The organism is Mesorhizobium sp. Cs1299R1N3 (assembly GCF_037179625.1).
Classification (GTDB): domain Bacteria; phylum Pseudomonadota; class Alphaproteobacteria; order Rhizobiales; family Rhizobiaceae; genus Mesorhizobium; species Mesorhizobium salmacidum.
The window spans coordinates 216,123-233,451 of record NZ_JAPYKQ010000007.1 but is presented as its reverse complement, the minus strand read 5'-3'; the positions used below and the strand labels follow the sequence as shown (position 1 = coordinate 233,451).

The window sequence follows — 17,329 nt, the reverse complement described above, 5'->3', positions numbered from 1 at the left end:
TTCCCGACCATGGTCGTGCGCCACTCAGGAGGCGAAACCATGAGCGTCAACGGCAGCCAGCGCGTCGACCTCGAGGTCGTCGCCAACCTCATCCCGCCGCAATCGCGCGTGCTCGACGTCGGCTCCGGCGACGGCTCGCTGCTCGAATTGCTGCAGGAAAGCAAGCAGGTCGACGGCCGCGGGCTCGAGTTGTCGCAGCGCGGCGTCAACGAATGCGTGGCGCGCGGCCTCTCGGTCATCCAGGGCGATGCTGACAAGGATCTCGAATTCTATCCCGACAAGGGTTTTGACTTCGTCGTCCTGTCGCAGACCCTGCAGGCCACCCGCAATCCAAAACTGGTGCTCGACGAACTGCTCAGGATCGGCAATCGGGCGATCGTCTCCTTCCCCAATTTCGGCCATTGGCGGGTGCGCCTGTCGCTGTTCGTCAAGGGCCGAATGCCGGTGACCAAGGATCTGCCCTATTCCTGGTACGACACGCCCAACATCCACTTCTGCACCATCCGCGACTTCGTCAATCTGTGCGAAGAGCTTGGCGCGACGGTGGAAAAGGCGACCGCGCTCGACGCAAACGGCCAGAAGATCGGCCTGTCGATGCCATGGTGGTTCTGGAATTTCTTCGGCCAGCAGGCTGTGTTCCTGCTGAAGCGGTAGTGGTTGCCATGCATCTCTTTCGCAGACGGCCTCTTCCGGTTGAAATACCACCTGACCTCCTGTCTGGCATAAAGGCTGGAATTCTGGTCTGCACGTCACCGCGCAGCGGCAGCAATCATCTCGCTGGATTGATGGCAGCCGCCGGGCTTGGCAACCCGTTGGAGTGGTTCGGCGGCCGCCGTCTTCTTGAATTGCCGAACTATCCTCGCGATCCCCGCGCCCAAGTCTTGCGGGCATTGAGGGATGGGCGATCCGCTTCCGGAATTTACGCAGCCAAACTGTTTGCCAGCCAATTTTCCCAAGTGGCTAAAACCATCGACTTACCAGCCACCCTCCCAGAATTGCGCTATGTCCGTTTGACGCGCCGCGATCTCCTTGGCCAGGCAATCTCCTGGGCGCGCGCCCGTCAGACCGGCCGATTCCGTTCTACCGAGACCGCCAATAACGCGCCACGTTACGACGGCGCGGCGATCGCACAGTCGCTTGATAAACTTGTGCTGGAAAATCTGGTTTGGGATCTCTGGTTTGCAAAAAACGGTGTGCCTTTCCTGTCGTTGACATATGAGGATCTTTTGCAAGACCCGCAGACCAATCTTAAGAAAATCGCTGGTCTCGTTGACGCCGAGCTTGGCCGTGACGTCGGATTTGGCTTTGCGTCCGGCCTCGCAATTCAACGAGACACCGTCAATGTAGAATGGCGGCAGCGTTTCTTGGCGCAATATTCAGACACTTCAAGATTCCCGGTTGACCGCACTCGCGGTTCCCTTTGGTCCCGATTTGGTGGAGGTGGCTGATCGTCAGTATTGTTGGGAAACATCCCCGCGTGATCTTGAAAGGGTTGCCTTTAGGCCGACTTGCAGGGACTATCGCCAGTGCGACGCAGCGATATGGTCCATGCGGAAATGGTTGAACCACACACAACATATTCCCTCGTGGTGGAGATGGAGAACGCCAAGTCCATCGATTGGGACGAAGTCGGCGTTGGCCTGAAGGCCTTGGCACGTGAAATCACCACGGTTTCTTCAGCCGGCTTGCACAGACCCAAGGTTGTTATCTCTCACGGCGGCACGGACGCCGACGCTGGATCGCTTCGTATCGACGTCAGGGCGGTAGCGCCACAGCTGGAACAAGTTGCCGATCTGATCTTTACCGCTTCCCCCGGGGGCCGATACTACGATCTAAAAAACAACGGCATATTGGCAACGGACGGGGATATCGTCATTTTCACCGATTCCGATGTAGTGGCCGAACCAGGCTGGCTATCAGGTTTGCTTGAGCCCTTTAGCGATCCAGAAGTTATGTGTGTGAACGGATATACTTATCTTTCATACGATGATTTCTTTTCGAGGACGTTTGCACTGATCTGGTTTTTCCCAATGGCTCACGGGGACAAGCGGTTTGCCTCGAAACGAGCGATGAACGCCAACAATGTAGGGTTTCAGCGCGACTGGATCGTCGATCATCCTTTTCCAAGACACAATGGCTTCAAGGTCTCGTGCACATTGCTGATGCGCGAACTGCAACGCGAAGGCCGCACAATTCGTAATGTCAACGCACGCGTCTACCATTACTCACCGCGGGGCTGGCGATTTTTTTTCTGGCGCGCCCTGGTCACGGGCAGAGACGCCGACCGAAAGTTCGTGGAGCTCAAATCGACTGGCCGCACGCAACGGATCGTCAAGTCCTTCAGCCGTTGGTTCACCATGTCATGGCGCACCATAAGACGGATTATCGGCCATGCCGGGGGCACGGGGATGCCGCTTTGGCAGATTCCATTTTCCCTTCTTGTCGGCCTTGCATTCTACAGTTTGGCGTTTTGGGGCCAGTTCAGTCTCGCTACAGGCCTGGTCAGCGACGACATCGAGATCGTGCCCGACTATGTCGGGCACAGCTAGCTGATTTTAGCGGTGGATTCGATCGCCCTTGAAATTGATCGTCAACGCCACTTCGCAAGCATGGAAGACAGCGATGGTGTTGCAGTTGAAGCTCCAGGAGCCGGAATTCATCACGCCTTGTCGGTCGAACGACAGCAGAATAGGATGACATAACAGGTTGTTCTTTGTAGCGTCGTGCCGAATCCGATGAGGGCCATCCAGGGGGAAGTCCGATCCGTTCAACCATCCTGAAGATCAAAGGACCTGGCGCGAAGTGTGTTTTTGCGCTGAAGACGGCTGACGCGATATGACCGGGAAGACGGAGCAGCCGCCCCTCATCACGGTCATCACACCGACCCACAACCGGCGCGAAACGGTGCTCCGCGCCGTCGAAAGCGTGCTTTCCCAGAGCATGCCGCGGTTCGAGCATATCGTCGTCGACGATGGCTCGACCGACGGAACCGAGGCGGCGCTCGCCCGCGTCAGCGATCCGCGGCTGATCTATGTCGGCGCGAAATGGCGCGGCGCCAACGCCGCCAGGAACGCCGGCATCGAACGTGCGCGGACCCCCGTGGTGACATTTCTCGATTCCGACGACGTCTACCTGCCGCACCGGCTTGAGCGCACGCTGGCCCGGTTCGATGACGATCCGTCGCTCGAAGTATTGCTGAGCTCATACGTCTCGCTGAAGAGCGGCCGCGCCACCAACTGCATCAATCCCGAGGCATTCGTGAGTTCCATGGTACTGGAGCGCACGCTTGTGGCGCAGACGATCTTCATCGCCGGCTCGGCGATATCGGCCCGCCGCGAGGCCCTGCTAGCGGTTGGCGGCTATGACAGCGACATCACCCGGATGCAGGACCGGGAGTTGCTGCTGCGCCTTGCGCAGCGGTTCGGCGCGCAATTGTCGGGAGATATCGACTGGACGAAATACAATTCGGAGAATTCGATTTCGGGCCGCAGGACAGGCTATGTCGAAGCCTATGCCAATCTGATGGGCAAGCACCCGCATATCGCCCGCTCCTACCCGCACATTCCGCCCTACATGATCTCACGGCAGATCATCGCCGATATTCTCAGGGGCCGGATACCGGAGGCGTTCGATGGCTATATGGCCAATCGGTCGTCGAAGGCGCTCGGCTACTCCTTGCCGGAACTGGTCAACGGCTATGTCCAGGGCCGGCGCTGGCGCCGCGATCTCTTCAACACGTTCCGCAACGAGTTTGGCGCCCGGCCTGCCTGACCCACGGCCAGGCTTATCGGTCCAGTTCCGGGAAATAGGGATCCGACAGGAACCGCCTGTCCCGTTCCCCCAGAAGGCAGTCGATCGGGGCGTCCATCTCGACAGGCGTGATTTTGGGCTTGTCCTGAATGCCGCTGACTTCCAGAATCAGCTTGCGCCGGATCGCCGTCGAGAATTCGGCGGCCGCATGGATCGGCAGGACGAAGGAACCAGGTCCGCCGGTCACGCACTGCGCATAATACTGATCGAGATGGCTGAAGGTCGGCGATGGCTTGATCAGGATCGGCAGGCCGTTGACGACTATGCCCTTGGCAATGGCCGCATCACGCGTCACGGTGACCGGCGGCCCGATATTGTTGGGGCCGTCGCCAGATATGTCGATGACGCTGCGTTCGCCCGCGAAATTGGTGCCGTCGAAAAGCTGGGTGCCGAAAGCAAGCGCGCTTGAAATCGAGGTGCCGCGGAAACTCCGGAAGGGGCGGGCCGCAAGCTTGTCGGCAAAGCTGTTGGCGCTCTCGGCGCCGTCGATGATCTGCCAGCCGATGACCGCGTCGTCGCGCACCGTGCCGGCCCACTCGAAATAGGCGAGCGCAATGCGGCCCGTATGGCCGGAACGGACCGCCTCGATGAAATCGGCATGCCGCAGCGCCTCTACGTAGCCGGCGCGTTGAAGGGCGAACTCGGTTTCGTCCATCGACAGGGAGATATCGACCGCCAGCACCAGTTCGACGTCGACGGTCAGCGTATCCGGCGCCGAAGGAACCGGAGCGGCCTCGGCGCAAGCCAGGCAGGCAAGCAGGCTCATTATCTCAAGCATGGCCAGCACAAGCGATGTTTCGATCGCAACATCGCTCGCGATCACGGCGAAATAAAGCTTGTGGCAGGCGCGCGCCCGGCCGGTCCGAATGCCGGCTGTTCTATGCCTTGCGCCGTGCGGCGACTGGCGGCGGTTCGATGGCACCTGCCCGGACGGGGGCGGGTTTCAGGGCCGGCGCGCCGGTATCCTTCACGATCGTCAGGGACCGCGGGAAGAACTGATTGTTGTGCAGGCCGCGTCCGATATTGATGATCGCGGCGTCCTTCAGATGCTTATCCAGCAGCGATAGCACGCGCCTTAGCGACGGGCCGTCGAATGCATCCATCGCTTCATCGATAACCACCCATTTCGGCTTCCGCAAGGCGAGCCTGGCGAAGGCGAGCGATCGCTGTTCGTCATCGCCCAACTCCCGCTCCCAGCGGGCCGACCGGTCGAGCGAGGATGACAGCCGCCCGAGGCCGACTTCGCCAAGCACCGCCGAGATATCGGCATCGCTTGCCGGAGCAACACCATAGGGATGGTCAAGAACCTCGCGCAGCGTGCCAGCCGGGAAATACGGGACACGAGGCACGAAGATGGGGGCTTCTCCCGCCGGCATGCCGATCTTTCCGCTCCCCCATGGCCACAGGCCGGCAATGGCGCGGAAGAACAGCGTCTTGCCGGCACCGGGCTCGCCGGTGATCATCACGCGCTCGCCGGCATGGATTTCGACATGCTGGTCGGAGAGCTTCGTACAGCCCTCCGGCGAGGCCACCTGGAGTTTCTCCAACGTCAGGCTGCCATTGGCGTTCTGATCGAAGGAGATACGCTTCTCCTTGTCGTGCAGCACATCGGTTTCATCGAGCGCGATGCGGAAGTCGGCGACACGCATCAGCGTGGCACGCCAGTCGGCGATACTGCCGATGTTGTTGATGAACCAGCGCAACGACGAATGCACCTGGTTGAAGGCGCCGACCGCCATCATCAGTCCGCCAAAGCTGATGTCGCCCGAGAAATAGACCGGCGAGGCGACCAGGATCGGCGCCACGACGGTGATCCAGCCATAAGTATCGGTGACCCAGGACAGGTTGATCTGGGCGGTGTAGATGCGCCGCATGGCACCCAGCACCGTGCCGAGGTCGAGTTCGAGCCGTCGCTTGGCATCATTCTCGCCACGGTACAGCGCGATGGCATCGACATTCTCGTTGACGCGCACCATCGAGGAGCGCAGCTCCGCTTCGCGCGTGTAGCGGTCGCTGTTGAGGCGGATGAGCGGCCGCCCGACCAGCCAGCTCAGCCAGGAGGCGGTGCCGGCATAGAGGAACGCCGCCCAGACCATGTAGCCCGGTATCGCCAGCGACCAGCCGCCAATGTGGAACACGAAACCCGAAGACAGCTCCCACAACACGCCGACGAAAGACACCAGCAGGATGAAGGACTGCAGCAGGCCGACACCAAGATCGGTCGACAGGTCCGACAGATGCGCGGCATCCTGCTGCATGCGCTGATCGGGATTGACGCCGATGGCGCCGGCATTGGCCAGCCGGAAAGCACGCGCCGGCCGCATCCACTGGTCGATCAAATCCAGCGTCAGCGCCTCGCGCAACTTCAGCCGGATCATCTGGTTGAGCCAGGTCTGGCCGATGTTGAGCACCAGCAGCCCACTGGCGATCATTGCAAAGACGAGAAGCTGATGCAGGAAGGCGGCCATGTCGCGGCGCGCGAGCGCATCGTAAAAGGGTTGGTTCCAGCGATTGAGCAGAACCTGGCCAATCGACGTCGCGACGATGACGGCCATGATGCCGGCCGACGTCCACAGCAACCATTTGCGAACCGGCGATTCTATCAGCGCCCGCTTGATCGCCGCCACCTGATCGCGCAGGCTGCTGACCACGGCGACCGGCTGAACGGTGGCCTGATTGTCCAGTTGATCAGCCATAGCCGAGGTCCTTGCGTTAAGTAGCGAAGCTGAAACCGGATGAGATTAAGGGAGCCGACGGCGGCAACCCCTCAACCACTTTGCGAGCCCAGCACCACAGATAGGTCAGAAAGATGCCGCGCGATGCAAGTTTCCATCGCGATCACGACGGTGTCGCTTGCCGAGCCGACGATGCCGCACCGCTTCCCTCGGCCCGCCGGCCGAGCCGTGTCGCGCCATGTGGCGACAGCACCGGCACGAAGACGCGGCGAGACGCTCGCTGGGCCACCGGCACGCCTTGATAAAGTCGCTTCTGCGCTTCCACGACAATGACGCCGGAGAAGATCGGCCACAGCCGCCGGCCGGCGCGCTCCAGCACATTGTGGAAGCGCATCATGAAGCGCCGTCGCGATGGCGGGAAAAACAAGGCATCGGACCACGCGGCGGGCGTGAAATTCGCCTCGCGCAGCAGTTCGGTGAGCTGCCCGCGTGAGAAAGGCCGGCCGTTGCCGAACGGCGTATGTTCGAAGCGTGCCCAGACGCCGCGCCGGTTGGGCACGACGATGACGACGCGCCCCGCCGGCGACAGCACCCGCCAGATCTCGTTCAGCGTCTCGCGCGGGTTCTCGACATGTTCGAGCGAATGGACGAGCAGCATGCGGTCGATGCAGGAATCGACCAGCGGCAGCTCCTCGTCGAACACCAGTGCCGTTGCCGTCGGCCCCGTCGCCGGCCAAACCACGGCGCCCTGGGTCGCCGGCATGAAGGCGAAGACCCGCTCGGCGTCGGAGCCGAAGCGCTCCAGCCAGGGCAAGGTATATCCGAGACCTACCAGCCGCTCATTGGGCACCGCGGCCCATATCGACGATAGCGCCATGGTGATCGAACGCTCGGCGAACCGGCCGAGCGTTGTCGAATAGAAGGAGCGAAGGTCGACGATGTCGGAATGCATGTCAGGGATGTAGCCGTGATGTCGGGCGGATTCAACAAAAGGTCCACAGCGGGCGGCATCCCAGATGTCAATTTGATATCCCAGGATGACATTCGGACGTCATTCGCTTTGACATCCGGGATGTCATTCGCTTTGACATCCGGGATGACATTCACGCAGCGGCACCCTATGTCTGCAGCGGTAAAGGGAGAGATGCGATGCCGGTCGAAATCGAACAGTTCATGTGCCGCACCGACAATTTCGGTGTGCTGGTGCATGATCCCGAAAGCGGCCAGACCGCAATCATCGACGCGCCCGAGGAAGCGCCGATCCTGGCCGCGATCAAGCGCACCGGCTGGACGCCGACGATGATCCTGACCACGCATCACCATGTCGACCATGTCGAGGCCAATCTGGCGCTCAAGGAGCGCTTCAAGTTGCGCATCGTCGGGCCGGAGGCGGAAAAGGCCAAGATTCCCGGCATCGACGAAACCGTCGAAGAAGGCTCCATCCTTCATCTCGGCGATGAGCGCATCGAGGTGATCGCCACGCCCGGACATACCGCCGGCCATGTCTCCTACCATCTGCCGGCATCGAAAGTGGCGTTCACCGCGGATACGCTGTTCGCGCTGGGTTGCGGCCGGTTGTTCGAATGCAAGCCGCCGGTGATGTACGAATCGCTGAAGAAGCTTGCGGCTCTTCCGGCCGAGACGACGGTCTATTGCGGCCACGAATATACGCTCGCCAATGCCCGTTTCGCGCTGAGCGTCGACCCCACCAATTCGGCATTGAAGGAGCGCGCCGCGCGGATCGAGGCGCTGCGGGTCGACAACAAGCCGACGCTGCCGACGACGATCGGCGAGGAACTGTCGACCAATCCCTTCCTGCGCTGGCACGATCCGGCAATCCGCAAGCATCTGGGCATGGAGAAGGCTGGAGATGCCGAGGTCTTCGCCGAGATCCGCAAGCGCAAGGACAATTTCTGAGCGCCGTGTTGGCTTTCTGCCGATGACCAGTTCCGCGGAAATCATAGCAACGCTCGCACTGAAGCCGCATCCGGAAGGAGGCTGGTACGCGGAAACTTTTCGCGACGAAGCCGGCGGTGCGCGGGGTCATTCGACCGCCATCTATTTCCTGCTGGAACGGCATCAGCTTTCGGCCTGGCATCGGGTCAGGGACGCCGCCGAGGTCTGGCATTTTTATGCCGGTGCCCCGCTGGCGCTGTCGATGTGGGAAGAAGGCGGCGCCATTATCGAGCAGGTTCTCGGCATCGACCTCGCGGCGGGCGAACGGCCGCAAATCGTCGTGCCGGCAGGCTGGTGGCAATCTGCGCGCAGCCTGGGCGAGTGGACGCTGGTCGGCTGCACCGTCGCGCCAGGTTTCGATTTCGCCGCCTTCGAACTCGCCGAGCCGGGCTGGCAGCCCTAACCCAGCAGGAAACCCAGGGTAATCGCGAGCTGGGCGGCGTAGTACAGCACCCAGACGACGAGGCGCATCAAGGCGCGCTGCGGTGATATGGCGGCGACCAGGAATTTCTCCGTGGCGAGCAGCCCGTCCGATGCCATGAACAGCACCACGCCGCCGATCACCCAGCTACTGTTTGTCGTCAGCGCCGACATGCCCATGGCCAGGATCGCAAGGATATAGGCGGCGATCGGAATACGCAGGCCGGGACCGACACGGCGCCAGAGCGCCGCCAGCATGACAATTGCGAACACCGCCATGGCCAGTGCAATCGCGCCCAGCCAGGATTCGGCGGCAAGCAACTCCAATCCGCCACCGCTACGCAGGAACAGCGCGGCATACACGATGTGGGCGACGAGAAAGCTCGCCAGCCCGCCGAGAAATGCCTTTTCCCCGTCGCGCGACAGGAAGGCGTCACCAACCGCGCTCAGCGCAAGGGCGGCGACCAGCAGCAGCGGGCCGCCCTGGATTGCGGCGAGTACGGCGAGCATAGCCACGGCGAGCGTCTTTGCCGCCGAGCGGGCCAGCGTCGGCCGCATGCCAAGCGTGAAGGCATAGATCACCGCCGCCACCAGCGAAAAGATCAGCGTTGCATTGGCATTGGCGTCGATGCCGCCGGCAAACGGCATCGTCATGCCCTGGCTCCGCCTTCGGATGCCCTGGCTCCGCCTTCGGATGCCCTGGCTCCGCTCCCGGTCGCCGCTGGCTTGCGCAAGAAGAGCGACTTTGCCGCCAGCGCCGCGCCGCCCGTGATGAGCACGCAGGCGGCCAGAATGCGCAACGAAGGCTCGGCGACGCCGGCCGCGATCAGCACCAGTGTCGACAAAAGCGGTGCCGCGTAGCTTGCGGCACCCAGCACCTGGATGTTGCCGCGCTTGACGCCGATGTCCCAGGCATAGAAGGCAGCGCCCACCGGCATCAGGCCGAGCCCGAGCACGGCCAGCCACTGGCCGGCGCCGTCAGGCAGCACTGTTTCCTCGAGCGCCAGGTGGCAGGCGAGCGACAGCACGGCGGTTGCCGCGCAGAACCAGGTGACGATGCTGGTCGGCACCGACGGGAAACGTCGCGACAGCAGTGAATAGGACGACCATAGCAGGGCGCAGACGGCCGCCATGGCATAGCCGAAGGCATAGCGCGCGTCGAAGGCCAGGCCGCCACCCTTGGTGACGATCAGCACGGTGCCGGCAAGGCCGAGCAGCGCGCCGACGACATGATTCCAAGCCAGTTTTTCGCCCGGCATCAGCGCCGAGCCCAGCACGATCAGCAGTGGCCAGAGATAAGCAATCAGGCTCGCCTCCACCGCCGGCGCGTTGCGCAGCGCGGTAAAATAGAAGAAATGGTAGCCGAACAGGCCGGCAATACCGATCACCCAGACCTGGGGCGGGATTTTCTGGTTCCTGTCGGTGGCCGGCATGAACAGTCGCGCGACAAGCCCTACGCCCGTGCCGATCGAGAAGGTGATCGCCGACAACAGGAATGGCGGCACCTTGCCGGACGCATCCGTCAGCAACGCAAGCAACGCCCACATGGCGACCGCCGAAAAGCCGATCAGTGTTGCGCGCCCCATTTTGTCTCCAGTGGCGCGCCCCATCCTGTCCCCGGTGGCGTGCCTTATTGTACTGCTTCGAACCGCCTGGCGCTGATGGTCAAGGTGCCGATCTGCGTTCCGACGGTGGCGTGGATCGGCGCATATACGCCGGTTTGGCCAAGCGGTGCAAACGTCACCATCATGCGGCTTTTGTTCTTGAGGTAGTTGAGCGCCTTGCGGCCCTTGCGATAGCCCGCCACCGGCTCGAAACCCATCTGGCAGGTAACTGTGTCGCCCTTGTAGCCCGGCACCGAGATCGTTCCTTTCGAGGCGTAGGTCAGTGTCAGGTCCGCGCGCATCTCGCCATCATAGAACTTGACCTTGCGGCCGCAGACCTGGTCGAGGCTGTCGGCATGGATGACGGTGGCGGCCATCGGATCGAGCACCGATGCCAGGTCGCCGGCGCCGATCGGCACCCATGCCTCGGGGTCGCGCTTGCCCGGCGCGGGGATGACCTGCGTCGAGGTCACGTTACCGTTGGCAAAGCGAATGTCGATCGAGGATGCCTTCTTGCCGGAAGTGTAGTCGGCACGGAATGCCTCCGGCACCATCTTCTGCCCGGAGATCGTACCCTTGGACGAGATCGTGCCCCGCGTGTCGTCGAACAGCTTGGCGAGACCCGCCGCGGAGACACTGCCTTCGATCGCGTAGGCGCCATTCTCATAGTGGCTGGAGAAAGTCGACCTCGCGATCGAGAGACCCAGAAACGACACCGTGTACTCTCCCTTGAACGACTGCGGCGAGGCAGCGGACGCGGCGGACGGCAAGGCGACGGCAAGCGCGGCAACAAGCGCGTGAGACGAACGAGGCATGGCGGGATCGGATCCTTGATTTTCGGCCGGAGCCGGGCGACTCCGGTCTGGCATGTCCCTGTGAGACCGCTTATAGGGTGAAATCCGGCCTTAATATGAAATGCCGGGCGCTTCCGTGGGGAAGCCGGAGCTTGACGCCCCGGTGAAATGCAACTAAGGAACGCCAACTTTTCCATAAGGCCGCCTGACCAGAACCGCGCGCCACCCGGCGTGGGCACAAAAGTTTGGCAGGCCACGAGAGAACTGAAGGTTAGAACCATGTCCCGCACCTGCGAACTCACTGCCAAGGCAGTCCAGACCGGCAACAATGTGAGCCACGCGAACAACAAGACCAAGCGTCGTTTCCTGCCGAACCTCGTCAATGTGACGCTGATTTCGGAAGCGCTGAACCAGAATGTGCGCCTGCGCATTTCTGCCAACGCGCTGCGTTCGGTCGAACATCGCGGCGGCCTCGATGCCTTCCTGGCCAAGGCCGACGTCAAGGAGCTGTCGCAGCGCGCGCGTCTCTTGAAGAAGCAGATCGCCAAGAAGACCGCCGAACAGGCTGCCGCTTAATTCGTCTCTCAGGCGGGGGACAACCGCCCTGGCCAACTCTTGTTGGCCACTGAGTATCGGATCGAGATCGCGTAGCGGCCATAGATTCGATGCTCGAACAAAGCGAGCGTGATCCGGTTTTCGGCAAAACGCTCCGCTGGTTCCATTACCCAGGATAAAAAAATGTCTTCCTATTCGCGATACCTGCCCTTTGTGGCCGCCATGGCGCTTGTCGTCGTGGCTTCGAACATCCTCGTCCAGTTCCCCATGCAGGGCCAGATCGGCGGCCTGTCGCTCGCCGACGTTTTGACCTGGGGCGCCTTCACCTATCCCTTTTCCTTCCTTGTCACCGACCTTGCCAACCGCCGCCACGGACCCGCCGTGGCGCGCCGGATCGTCTTTGTCGGCTTCATGACGGCGGTGGTGTGCTCGATCCTCGTCCCTCCCTTCCTGTTCCGTCACGGCCTGATCGAGTTCGAGACATCAGCCGACCGGCTGGTGCGCATCGCAGCCGCTTCGGGCGCTGCCTTCCTGACCGCGCAGTTGCTCGACGTCACCGTGTTCAACCGGCTGCGTCGGCAGAGCTGGTGGCGGGCACCGATCATCGGCACGCTGGTCGGATCGGTGTTCGACACCGTCGTGTTCTTCGGTGTGGCTTTTTCGGCCGCCTTTGCCTTCGTCGGTCCAAGCGACAGTTTCGCGCTCGAAAGCGCCCCATTGATGGGCGTGTTTCATGTCGATGCCATGCGCTGGGTGTCCTGGGCGCTCGGCGACCTCAGCGTGAAACTGATCATCGCTGTCCTGGCACTGATCCCCTACCGGCTGCTCGCCGCCCGCTGGAGCCAGCCGGCCATTGCCCCGGCCTAAGCCGTGATTCCCTGGATCCAGCTGGACTCCGCGAGAACGCCCGACAGCCAGCAGGAATTGCGGCTGAAACAGCGCGGTTCCGAATTCTCGATCATGCTCGGCACCAACGAGCTGATGAACAGCCGGCTGAGCGGCTCCGAGGAAGCGCTGGCGAAACTGTCCTGCCAGAAAATTGCCGGCCATAGGCAGCCGAGGGTGCTGATCGGTGGGCTTGGCATGGGTTTTACGCTGCGCGCTGCTCTCGCCGAACTGGGCAACAATGCCGAAATCATTGTCGCGGAACTGGTGCCGGCCGTCATCGCCTGGGCGCGCGGCCCAATGGCCGAGATTTTCGCCGGGTCGCTCTATGATTCCCGCGTCACCATCCGCGAAACCGATGTCGGCCAGTTGATACGGTCCGGGGCCGGAGCCTGGGACGCCATCCTGCTCGACGTCGACAATGGCCCCGAGGGCATCGTCCACAAAGGCAATGACGCCCTCTACAGTGCGGCTGGCCTCTCCGCCGCGCGTACCGCGCTCAAGCCGGGCGGCGTGCTGGCGGTGTGGTCGCAGGGGCCGGATGCCGGCTTCACGCGGCGGCTGAAACAGGCAGGTTTCGCGGTCGACGAAGTCAACACGCGCGCCAACGGCAAGCGCGGCGCGCGCCATGTCATCTGGATAGCCACCAAAGCCTCATGATCTTGACCAAGATCGTCGGCGGCCGGGGCTATTTTGACCGCTGAAGTTCGGCGGCAAGGGCCTCCAGCAGCCCGCGAGTCCCCTCCTCCCGTCCCTTGGCGGAATCGATGCCGTCGAAGAAAGCGCCCTGCTCGGTGTAGGTCAGCCTTGTGCCATCGCCTGAAGGCGTCAGCTCCACGGTGGTCAGCGATGCCGACATAGGCTGCGGCCCGACCGCCATCCTGTAGGAAAACACGATGCGCTGGTCGGCGACGATGTCCTGGAATTGCGCGTCGAGCCTGATCTCCGGACCGCCGCCATAGCTGAAGCGAGACACCTCGCCGCCGCCGACGCGAAAGTCGAAGCTGAAGTCGGCAACGGCAAAACCATCGCCTTCGATGCGCCAGCGCCGCACCGTCGCCTTGTCGGCGAAGGCATGGAAGACACGTGACGGCGATTGCGGATAGGTCCGCTCGATGGTGAAGGTGGAGTGGATGACGGAATGTTCGTCCTTGACGGGGGCAATCTGGTTCATTGCGGTTCGTCCTTTTTCTGGTCCTGATTTTCCGTCTCGGCCAGGATCTGGCCAAGACGGTCGAGATGGCGTTCCACCGGTAGGCGGCGTTCGGCAATCCAGTCGGCGAGCGGAGCGAGCCCGCCCGGTTCGATCCGGCAGGTGCGCACCCGCCCGATCTTTTCGCTGCGGATCAGCCCGCAGGCCTCCAGCGCCTGGAGATGCTGCAGCACGGCGGCGAAGGTCATGCCGAACGGCTCCGCCAGTTGGCTGACGGTGGCCGGTCCGCTGCTCAACCGTTCCAGGATCTGCCGGCGGGTGGGCTCGACAAGAGCGCGAAGGATGCCGTCGATCTCTGAATGATTAAGCATGGACTTGAGTATCGTTCGCACCATCTCAATTGTCAAGTCCAGACTAAAGTGTTTTCGCAAACACGGTCATGGTCGACAAACTCATTCAAATTTAGACTAGTGGTCTGTCAGGGAGAACGCTGGGAATGGCCGACGCATGGACAAAATTGCCAATAGGCGTCGCGACGGAGCTGCCACTCAATCCTGGTGCAGAATGAATTCCAGGTAGAGATTGCGCTGCAGGATCGACTGATTGTCGTCGGAGATCAGCGAAACCATCAGCGCGCCGTCATCGCGGGTCCAGACGTCTAGCCCTTCCATATTGTCGATCTGGTAGCCCATGTCGGCTTGCAGCAGCACCGGCCCGTCGGCAACGGCGCCCTTCTCGACGCTCTCCCCATAAATGCGCCGCAGCCGCATCTTGAGGCCGCCCGTCATGGTGAAACTGCGCTCCAGCAGCAAAAGGTCGCCATCGGGCAGAAAGGCGCCATCGGTGATGTCGAAATCGCCGTTGCGCTTGACGGTGAAGACGCCCTTGCGCGGCCCTTCGATGATGGCGGCGTAGATGTTCCCGGCCCGATCGAGGCTCTTCTCCGAGACCACGACAAGACCGCCCTGATGCTGGCCGTTGGCATTTGAATAGGTGACTGTCTCGAAGCCGCGGTTCTGCCGCAGTTCCCGCGCCGGCACCAGGAAATCCAGCTGCCTGAACGGCGCCTTCATGTTGTCCGGGTCGATCCTGAACTGGACGACGCGGTGGTTGCGCTCGAAACCGACGGTCGCGATGCCGTCCTTGACCGCGAGGCCTTCGGCGTCGACTTCCCGTTTTTCGTCGATCGGCTGGCCGCTCTGATCGACCATTTGCTGCATGCGAAAATTCTGGATGCCGACGGGTCGCCCGTCTGCGTCTCGGGCCACCGAGCCGAAGAACCAGTAACCGGTATCGGCCACACCGATGAAATCGCCGCCGGCTTTCAGAAACCGGAACGCCGACAGCGCGCCGAAATCGCGTGATGGCGAGGTCATTTCCAGCCCGCCGACGAATTCGAATTGGCCAAACTGCTTGTCGGTACCGCCAATATGGAAGTCGGTGATCGGGCCGGCCGAGACTGCGACAGGCTCAACTGCGGCCGAGCCGGCCGAACCGGCTGGCGCCGAAGTCATGCCGGCAAGCAAGGCGGCGGCGAAAAATGTGTCCCGAAACCCGCGCCGCGAAAGGATCATCCGGCCCGTCGCGTGCCGCCGCGCCGCGTATCCTTCGCGCTTTCCTCGGCAAACAGCGAAGCCAGTTGCTCGGTCATGGCGCCGGCCAGTTCCTCGGCATCGACGATGGTGACGGCGCGCCTGTAATAGCGGGTCACGTCATGGCCGATGCCGATGGCCAGCAGTTCGACCGGTGAGCGCGTCTCGATCAGTTCGATGACGGCGCGCAGATGACGTTCGAGATAATTGCCCGGATTGACCGACAGCGTCGAATCGTCGACCGGCGCGCCGTCCGAGATCATCATCAGGATCTTGCGCTGTTCGGGCCGGGCGATCAGCCGGTTGTGCGCCCACAGCAGCGCCTCGCCGTCGATGTTTTCCTTGAGCAGGCCTTCGCGCATCATCAGGCCGAGGTTGCGCCGCGCCCGCCGCCACGGATGGTCGGCCGACTTGTAGATGATGTGGCGCAGATCGTTGAGCCGGCCGGGGTTCGGCGGCTTGCCGTCCTTCAGCCATTTCTCGCGCGCCTGCCCGCCCTTCCACGCCCGCGTGGTGAAGCCGAGGATCTCGACCGAGACGCCGCAGCGCTCCAGCGTGCGCGCCAGGATGTCGGCGCAGGTGGCGGCGACCGTGATCGGCCGGCCGCGCATCGAACCGGAATTGTCGAGCACCAGCGTCACCACCGTGTCGCGGAATTTGGTGTCGCGCTCCTGCTTGAACGACAGCGGCTGCATCGGATCGATGACCACGCGCACCAGCCGCGCCGGGTCGAGATAGCCCTCTTCCAGGTCGAAATCCCAGGACCGGTTCTGCTGCGCCATCAGGCGGCGCTGCAGCCGGTTGGCGAGCCGACCGACGACGCCCGACAGATTGGCGAGCTGCTTGTCGAGGAAGGCGCGCAGCCGGTCGAGCTCTTCCTCTTCGCAAAGCTCCTCGGCGCCAACCGTCTCGTCGAAAGCTGACGTGTAGATCTTGTAGTCGATTTCCTTCGGCAGATTGGTGAAGGGATTGTCGTTGCGGCGCGCCTCGCCGGGTGTCTCGGCGTCGGCATCGTCATCGTCGGACAGATCGTCGGCCGTTGCGTCGGAGGCTTCGGTCTCCGCCGATTGCTCGTCGTCTGCCGACGCCTCGGCGTCCTCGGACTGCGACTGCTCGGAGCCGGAATCGTCTTCGCCGCCCTCGTCGCTCTGTTCCTCGCCTTGCGGCTGGTTGTCGTCATTGTCCTCGGAGTCTTCGGTCTCCTGGTCGTCGCCGAGTTCCTCGGCCATTTCCATGGAGGCGAGCATCTCGCGCACGACGCGGGCGAAGGCCTGCTGATCCTCGAGCTTTTCCGACAGGCCATCGAGGTCGGCCTTGGCTTTCTCCTCGACCCAGGGCCGCCAGAGTTCGACCAGCCGCTCGCCGCTCTTCGGCACCGGCCGGCCGGTCAGCTTTTCGCGCACCATCAGCGCGAGCGCCTCCTCGATCGGCGCGTCGGCCTTGTCCTTGACGTCGACGAGGTTGGCCTTGGTGTATTTGTCCTCAAGCATCGAGCCGATATTGTCGGCGACGCCCTGCATGGCGCGGCTGCCGATCGCCTCGACGCGAGCCTGCTCGACCGCATCGTAGATGGCGCGGGCGGCCTTGCCTTCGGGCGCCAGCTTGCTGTGGATGCGAACATCATGGCAGGCGCGCTTCAGCGCCATGGAATCGCCGAGCCCGCGGGTGATCGCGATGTCGGCCTTCGATGCCTTCTTGGGCAGCTCGGGCAACCGCGCGCGGCTGCCCGCCAGCGCCGGCCTGTCCTTGGCGAAGCCGACTTCCATCTCCTTGTCGCCGGCGATGGCGCGCATGCAGACGGTGACGGCGCGCTTGAAGCTGTCGGCTTCAGACCCCGTCTTCGACTTGTTGCGTGTGTTGTCGCCTGGACCCGCCATCGAGGCTC

The 17,329-nt window shown here is 62.6% G+C and carries 19 protein-coding genes; 9 read left to right on the top strand and 10 right to left on the bottom strand.

Translation table 11 applies throughout. The features are described from left to right. Nucleotides 1-39: 39 nt before the first annotated feature. From metW to O7B34_RS18005, 4 genes are all read left to right on the top strand, one after another. On the top strand, nt 40-654 hold the full coding sequence (gene metW / locus O7B34_RS18020; protein ID WP_140503320.1) for a methionine biosynthesis protein MetW: 615 nt from the start codon (nt 40-42) through the stop codon (nt 652-654). Then, on the top strand, nt 600-1,448 hold the full coding sequence (locus O7B34_RS18015; protein ID WP_337147297.1) for a Stf0 family sulfotransferase: 849 nt from the start codon (nt 600-602) through the stop codon (nt 1,446-1,448). The genes metW and O7B34_RS18015 overlap by 55 nt, the downstream gene beginning before the upstream one ends. A 78-nt stretch (nt 1,449-1,526) precedes the next feature. Continuing rightward, nucleotides 1,527-2,549 carry a glycosyltransferase gene (locus O7B34_RS18010; RefSeq protein ID WP_337147296.1) on the top strand — a complete coding sequence of 341 codons (1,023 nt, stop codon included), beginning with the start codon at nt 1,527-1,529 and terminating at the stop codon, nt 2,547-2,549. 286 nt (nt 2,550-2,835) lie between these two features. After that, complete coding sequence (locus O7B34_RS18005) at nt 2,836-3,771, top strand: glycosyltransferase family 2 protein (RefSeq protein WP_337147295.1); 936 nt, start codon at nt 2,836-2,838, stop codon at nt 3,769-3,771. Nucleotides 3,772-3,784: 13 nt separating this feature from the next. Here the strand turns inward: O7B34_RS18005 and O7B34_RS18000 are convergent, their stop codons facing one another. The 3 genes from O7B34_RS18000 to O7B34_RS17990 all read right to left on the bottom strand — a co-directional run bounded on the left by O7B34_RS18000 (nt 3,785) and on the right by O7B34_RS17990 (nt 7,437). Continuing rightward, nucleotides 3,785-4,588 carry a DUF1194 domain-containing protein gene (locus O7B34_RS18000; protein WP_337147294.1) on the bottom strand — a complete coding sequence of 268 codons (804 nt, stop codon included), beginning with the start codon at nt 4,586-4,588 and terminating at the stop codon, nt 3,785-3,787. Nucleotides 4,589-4,688: 100 nt separating this feature from the next. Continuing rightward, nucleotides 4,689-6,506 (bottom strand): ABC transporter ATP-binding protein/permease, encoded by a 1,818-nt coding sequence (locus tag O7B34_RS17995; RefSeq protein ID WP_337147293.1) that lies wholly within the window; start codon nt 6,504-6,506, stop codon nt 4,689-4,691. A gap of 142 nt (nt 6,507-6,648) precedes the next feature. Continuing rightward, a complete protein-coding gene (locus O7B34_RS17990; protein WP_027143509.1) occupies nt 6,649-7,437 on the bottom strand; it encodes a class I SAM-dependent methyltransferase in 789 nt (262 codons plus the stop codon). A gap of 197 nt (nt 7,438-7,634) precedes the next feature. On the opposite strand from O7B34_RS17990, the gene gloB reads away from it, so the two are divergent. Together gloB and O7B34_RS17980 are read left to right on the top strand one after the other, a co-directional pair. After that, a complete protein-coding gene (gene gloB, locus O7B34_RS17985) occupies nt 7,635-8,402 on the top strand; it encodes a hydroxyacylglutathione hydrolase (protein WP_337130225.1) in 768 nt (255 codons plus the stop codon). A gap of 22 nt (nt 8,403-8,424) precedes the next feature. Next, the gene (locus O7B34_RS17980; RefSeq protein ID WP_027143511.1) at nt 8,425-8,844 is read left to right on the top strand and encodes a cupin domain-containing protein; all 420 of its coding nucleotides are present in this window, start codon (nt 8,425-8,427) and stop codon (nt 8,842-8,844) included. Here the strand turns inward: O7B34_RS17980 and O7B34_RS17975 are convergent. From O7B34_RS17975 to O7B34_RS17965, 3 genes are read right to left on the bottom strand one after another with little or no spacing between them, the layout of a single operon-like run. Then, complete coding sequence (locus O7B34_RS17975) at nt 8,841-9,515, bottom strand: lysoplasmalogenase family protein (RefSeq protein ID WP_027143512.1); 675 nt, start codon at nt 9,513-9,515, stop codon at nt 8,841-8,843. The two genes, O7B34_RS17980 and O7B34_RS17975, sit on opposite strands and share 4 nt — an antisense overlap. Then, nucleotides 9,512-10,447, bottom strand: coding sequence for an aromatic amino acid exporter YddG (gene yddG / locus O7B34_RS17970; protein WP_337147292.1), 936 nt, complete (start codon nt 10,445-10,447; stop codon nt 9,512-9,514). The genes O7B34_RS17975 and yddG overlap by 4 nt, the downstream gene beginning before the upstream one ends. A gap of 44 nt (nt 10,448-10,491) precedes the next feature. After that, nucleotides 10,492-11,280: a DUF3108 domain-containing protein gene (locus O7B34_RS17965; protein ID WP_337130229.1), complete on the bottom strand. Its 789-nt coding sequence runs from the start codon at nt 11,278-11,280 to the stop codon at nt 10,492-10,494. Between the two features lie 258 nt (nt 11,281-11,538). On the opposite strand from O7B34_RS17965, the gene rpmB reads away from it, so the two are divergent. The 3 genes from rpmB to O7B34_RS17950 all read left to right on the top strand — a co-directional run bounded on the left by rpmB (nt 11,539) and on the right by O7B34_RS17950 (nt 13,359). Continuing rightward, nucleotides 11,539-11,835 (top strand): 50S ribosomal protein L28, encoded by a 297-nt coding sequence (gene rpmB, locus O7B34_RS17960; RefSeq protein ID WP_027143515.1) that lies wholly within the window; start codon nt 11,539-11,541, stop codon nt 11,833-11,835. A gap of 162 nt (nt 11,836-11,997) precedes the next feature. After that, entirely contained in the window at nt 11,998-12,681 is a 684-nt protein-coding gene (locus O7B34_RS17955; protein WP_337147291.1) for a queuosine precursor transporter, read from the top strand. 3 nt (nt 12,682-12,684) lie between these two features. Next, nucleotides 12,685-13,359, top strand: coding sequence for a spermidine synthase (locus O7B34_RS17950; RefSeq protein WP_337147290.1), 675 nt, complete (start codon nt 12,685-12,687; stop codon nt 13,357-13,359). 28 nt (nt 13,360-13,387) lie between these two features. Here O7B34_RS17950 and O7B34_RS17945 read toward each other — a convergent pair whose 3' ends face one another. The 4 genes from O7B34_RS17945 to cobT all read right to left on the bottom strand — a co-directional run bounded on the left by O7B34_RS17945 (nt 13,388) and on the right by cobT (nt 17,321). Continuing rightward, nucleotides 13,388-13,873, bottom strand: coding sequence for an SRPBCC family protein (locus O7B34_RS17945; RefSeq protein WP_337147289.1), 486 nt, complete (start codon nt 13,871-13,873; stop codon nt 13,388-13,390). Next, complete coding sequence (locus O7B34_RS17940; protein ID WP_337147288.1) at nt 13,870-14,223, bottom strand: ArsR/SmtB family transcription factor; 354 nt, start codon at nt 14,221-14,223, stop codon at nt 13,870-13,872. The genes O7B34_RS17945 and O7B34_RS17940 overlap by 4 nt, the downstream gene beginning before the upstream one ends. A gap of 177 nt (nt 14,224-14,400) precedes the next feature. Further along, nucleotides 14,401-15,426, bottom strand: a complete 1,026-nt coding sequence (locus tag O7B34_RS17935) for an esterase-like activity of phytase family protein (protein ID WP_337147287.1) — start codon at nt 15,424-15,426, stop codon at nt 14,401-14,403. Next, nucleotides 15,423-17,321 (bottom strand): cobaltochelatase subunit CobT, encoded by a 1,899-nt coding sequence (cobT, locus tag O7B34_RS17930; protein ID WP_337147285.1) that lies wholly within the window; start codon nt 17,319-17,321, stop codon nt 15,423-15,425. The genes O7B34_RS17935 and cobT overlap by 4 nt, the downstream gene beginning before the upstream one ends. Nucleotides 17,322-17,329: the final 8 nt, after the last annotated feature.

Bases quoted from the DNA above. Each gene is read 5' to 3' on its own strand.
- metW (WP_140503320.1), top strand. From the start codon at position 40: ATGAGCGTCAACGGCAGCCAGCGCGTCGACCTCGAGGTCGTCGCCAAC.
- O7B34_RS17975 (WP_027143512.1), bottom strand. From the start codon at position 9,515: ATGACGATGCCGTTTGCCGGCGGCATCGACGCCAATGCCAATGCAACG.
- O7B34_RS17940 (WP_337147288.1), bottom strand. From the start codon at position 14,223: ATGCTTAATCATTCAGAGATCGACGGCATCCTTCGCGCTCTTGTCGAG.
- gloB (WP_337130225.1), top strand. From the start codon at position 7,635: ATGCCGGTCGAAATCGAACAGTTCATGTGCCGCACCGACAATTTCGGT.
- O7B34_RS18005 (WP_337147295.1), top strand. From the start codon at position 2,836: ATGACCGGGAAGACGGAGCAGCCGCCCCTCATCACGGTCATCACACCG.
- O7B34_RS17965 (WP_337130229.1), bottom strand. From the start codon at position 11,280: ATGCCTCGTTCGTCTCACGCGCTTGTTGCCGCGCTTGCCGTCGCCTTG.
- O7B34_RS17955 (WP_337147291.1), top strand. From the start codon at position 11,998: ATGTCTTCCTATTCGCGATACCTGCCCTTTGTGGCCGCCATGGCGCTT.
- O7B34_RS17945 (WP_337147289.1), bottom strand. From the start codon at position 13,873: ATGAACCAGATTGCCCCCGTCAAGGACGAACATTCCGTCATCCACTCC.
- O7B34_RS17935 (WP_337147287.1), bottom strand. From the start codon at position 15,426: ATGATCCTTTCGCGGCGCGGGTTTCGGGACACATTTTTCGCCGCCGCC.
- yddG (WP_337147292.1), bottom strand. From the start codon at position 10,447: ATGGGGCGCGCAACACTGATCGGCTTTTCGGCGGTCGCCATGTGGGCG.
- O7B34_RS18000 (WP_337147294.1), bottom strand. From the start codon at position 4,588: ATGCTTGAGATAATGAGCCTGCTTGCCTGCCTGGCTTGCGCCGAGGCC.
- O7B34_RS17995 (WP_337147293.1), bottom strand. From the start codon at position 6,506: ATGGCTGATCAACTGGACAATCAGGCCACCGTTCAGCCGGTCGCCGTG.
- O7B34_RS18015 (WP_337147297.1), top strand. From the start codon at position 600: ATGGTGGTTCTGGAATTTCTTCGGCCAGCAGGCTGTGTTCCTGCTGAA.
- rpmB (WP_027143515.1), top strand. From the start codon at position 11,539: ATGTCCCGCACCTGCGAACTCACTGCCAAGGCAGTCCAGACCGGCAAC.
- O7B34_RS17980 (WP_027143511.1), top strand. From the start codon at position 8,425: ATGACCAGTTCCGCGGAAATCATAGCAACGCTCGCACTGAAGCCGCAT.
- O7B34_RS17990 (WP_027143509.1), bottom strand. From the start codon at position 7,437: ATGCATTCCGACATCGTCGACCTTCGCTCCTTCTATTCGACAACGCTC.
- cobT (WP_337147285.1), bottom strand. From the start codon at position 17,321: ATGGCGGGTCCAGGCGACAACACACGCAACAAGTCGAAGACGGGGTCT.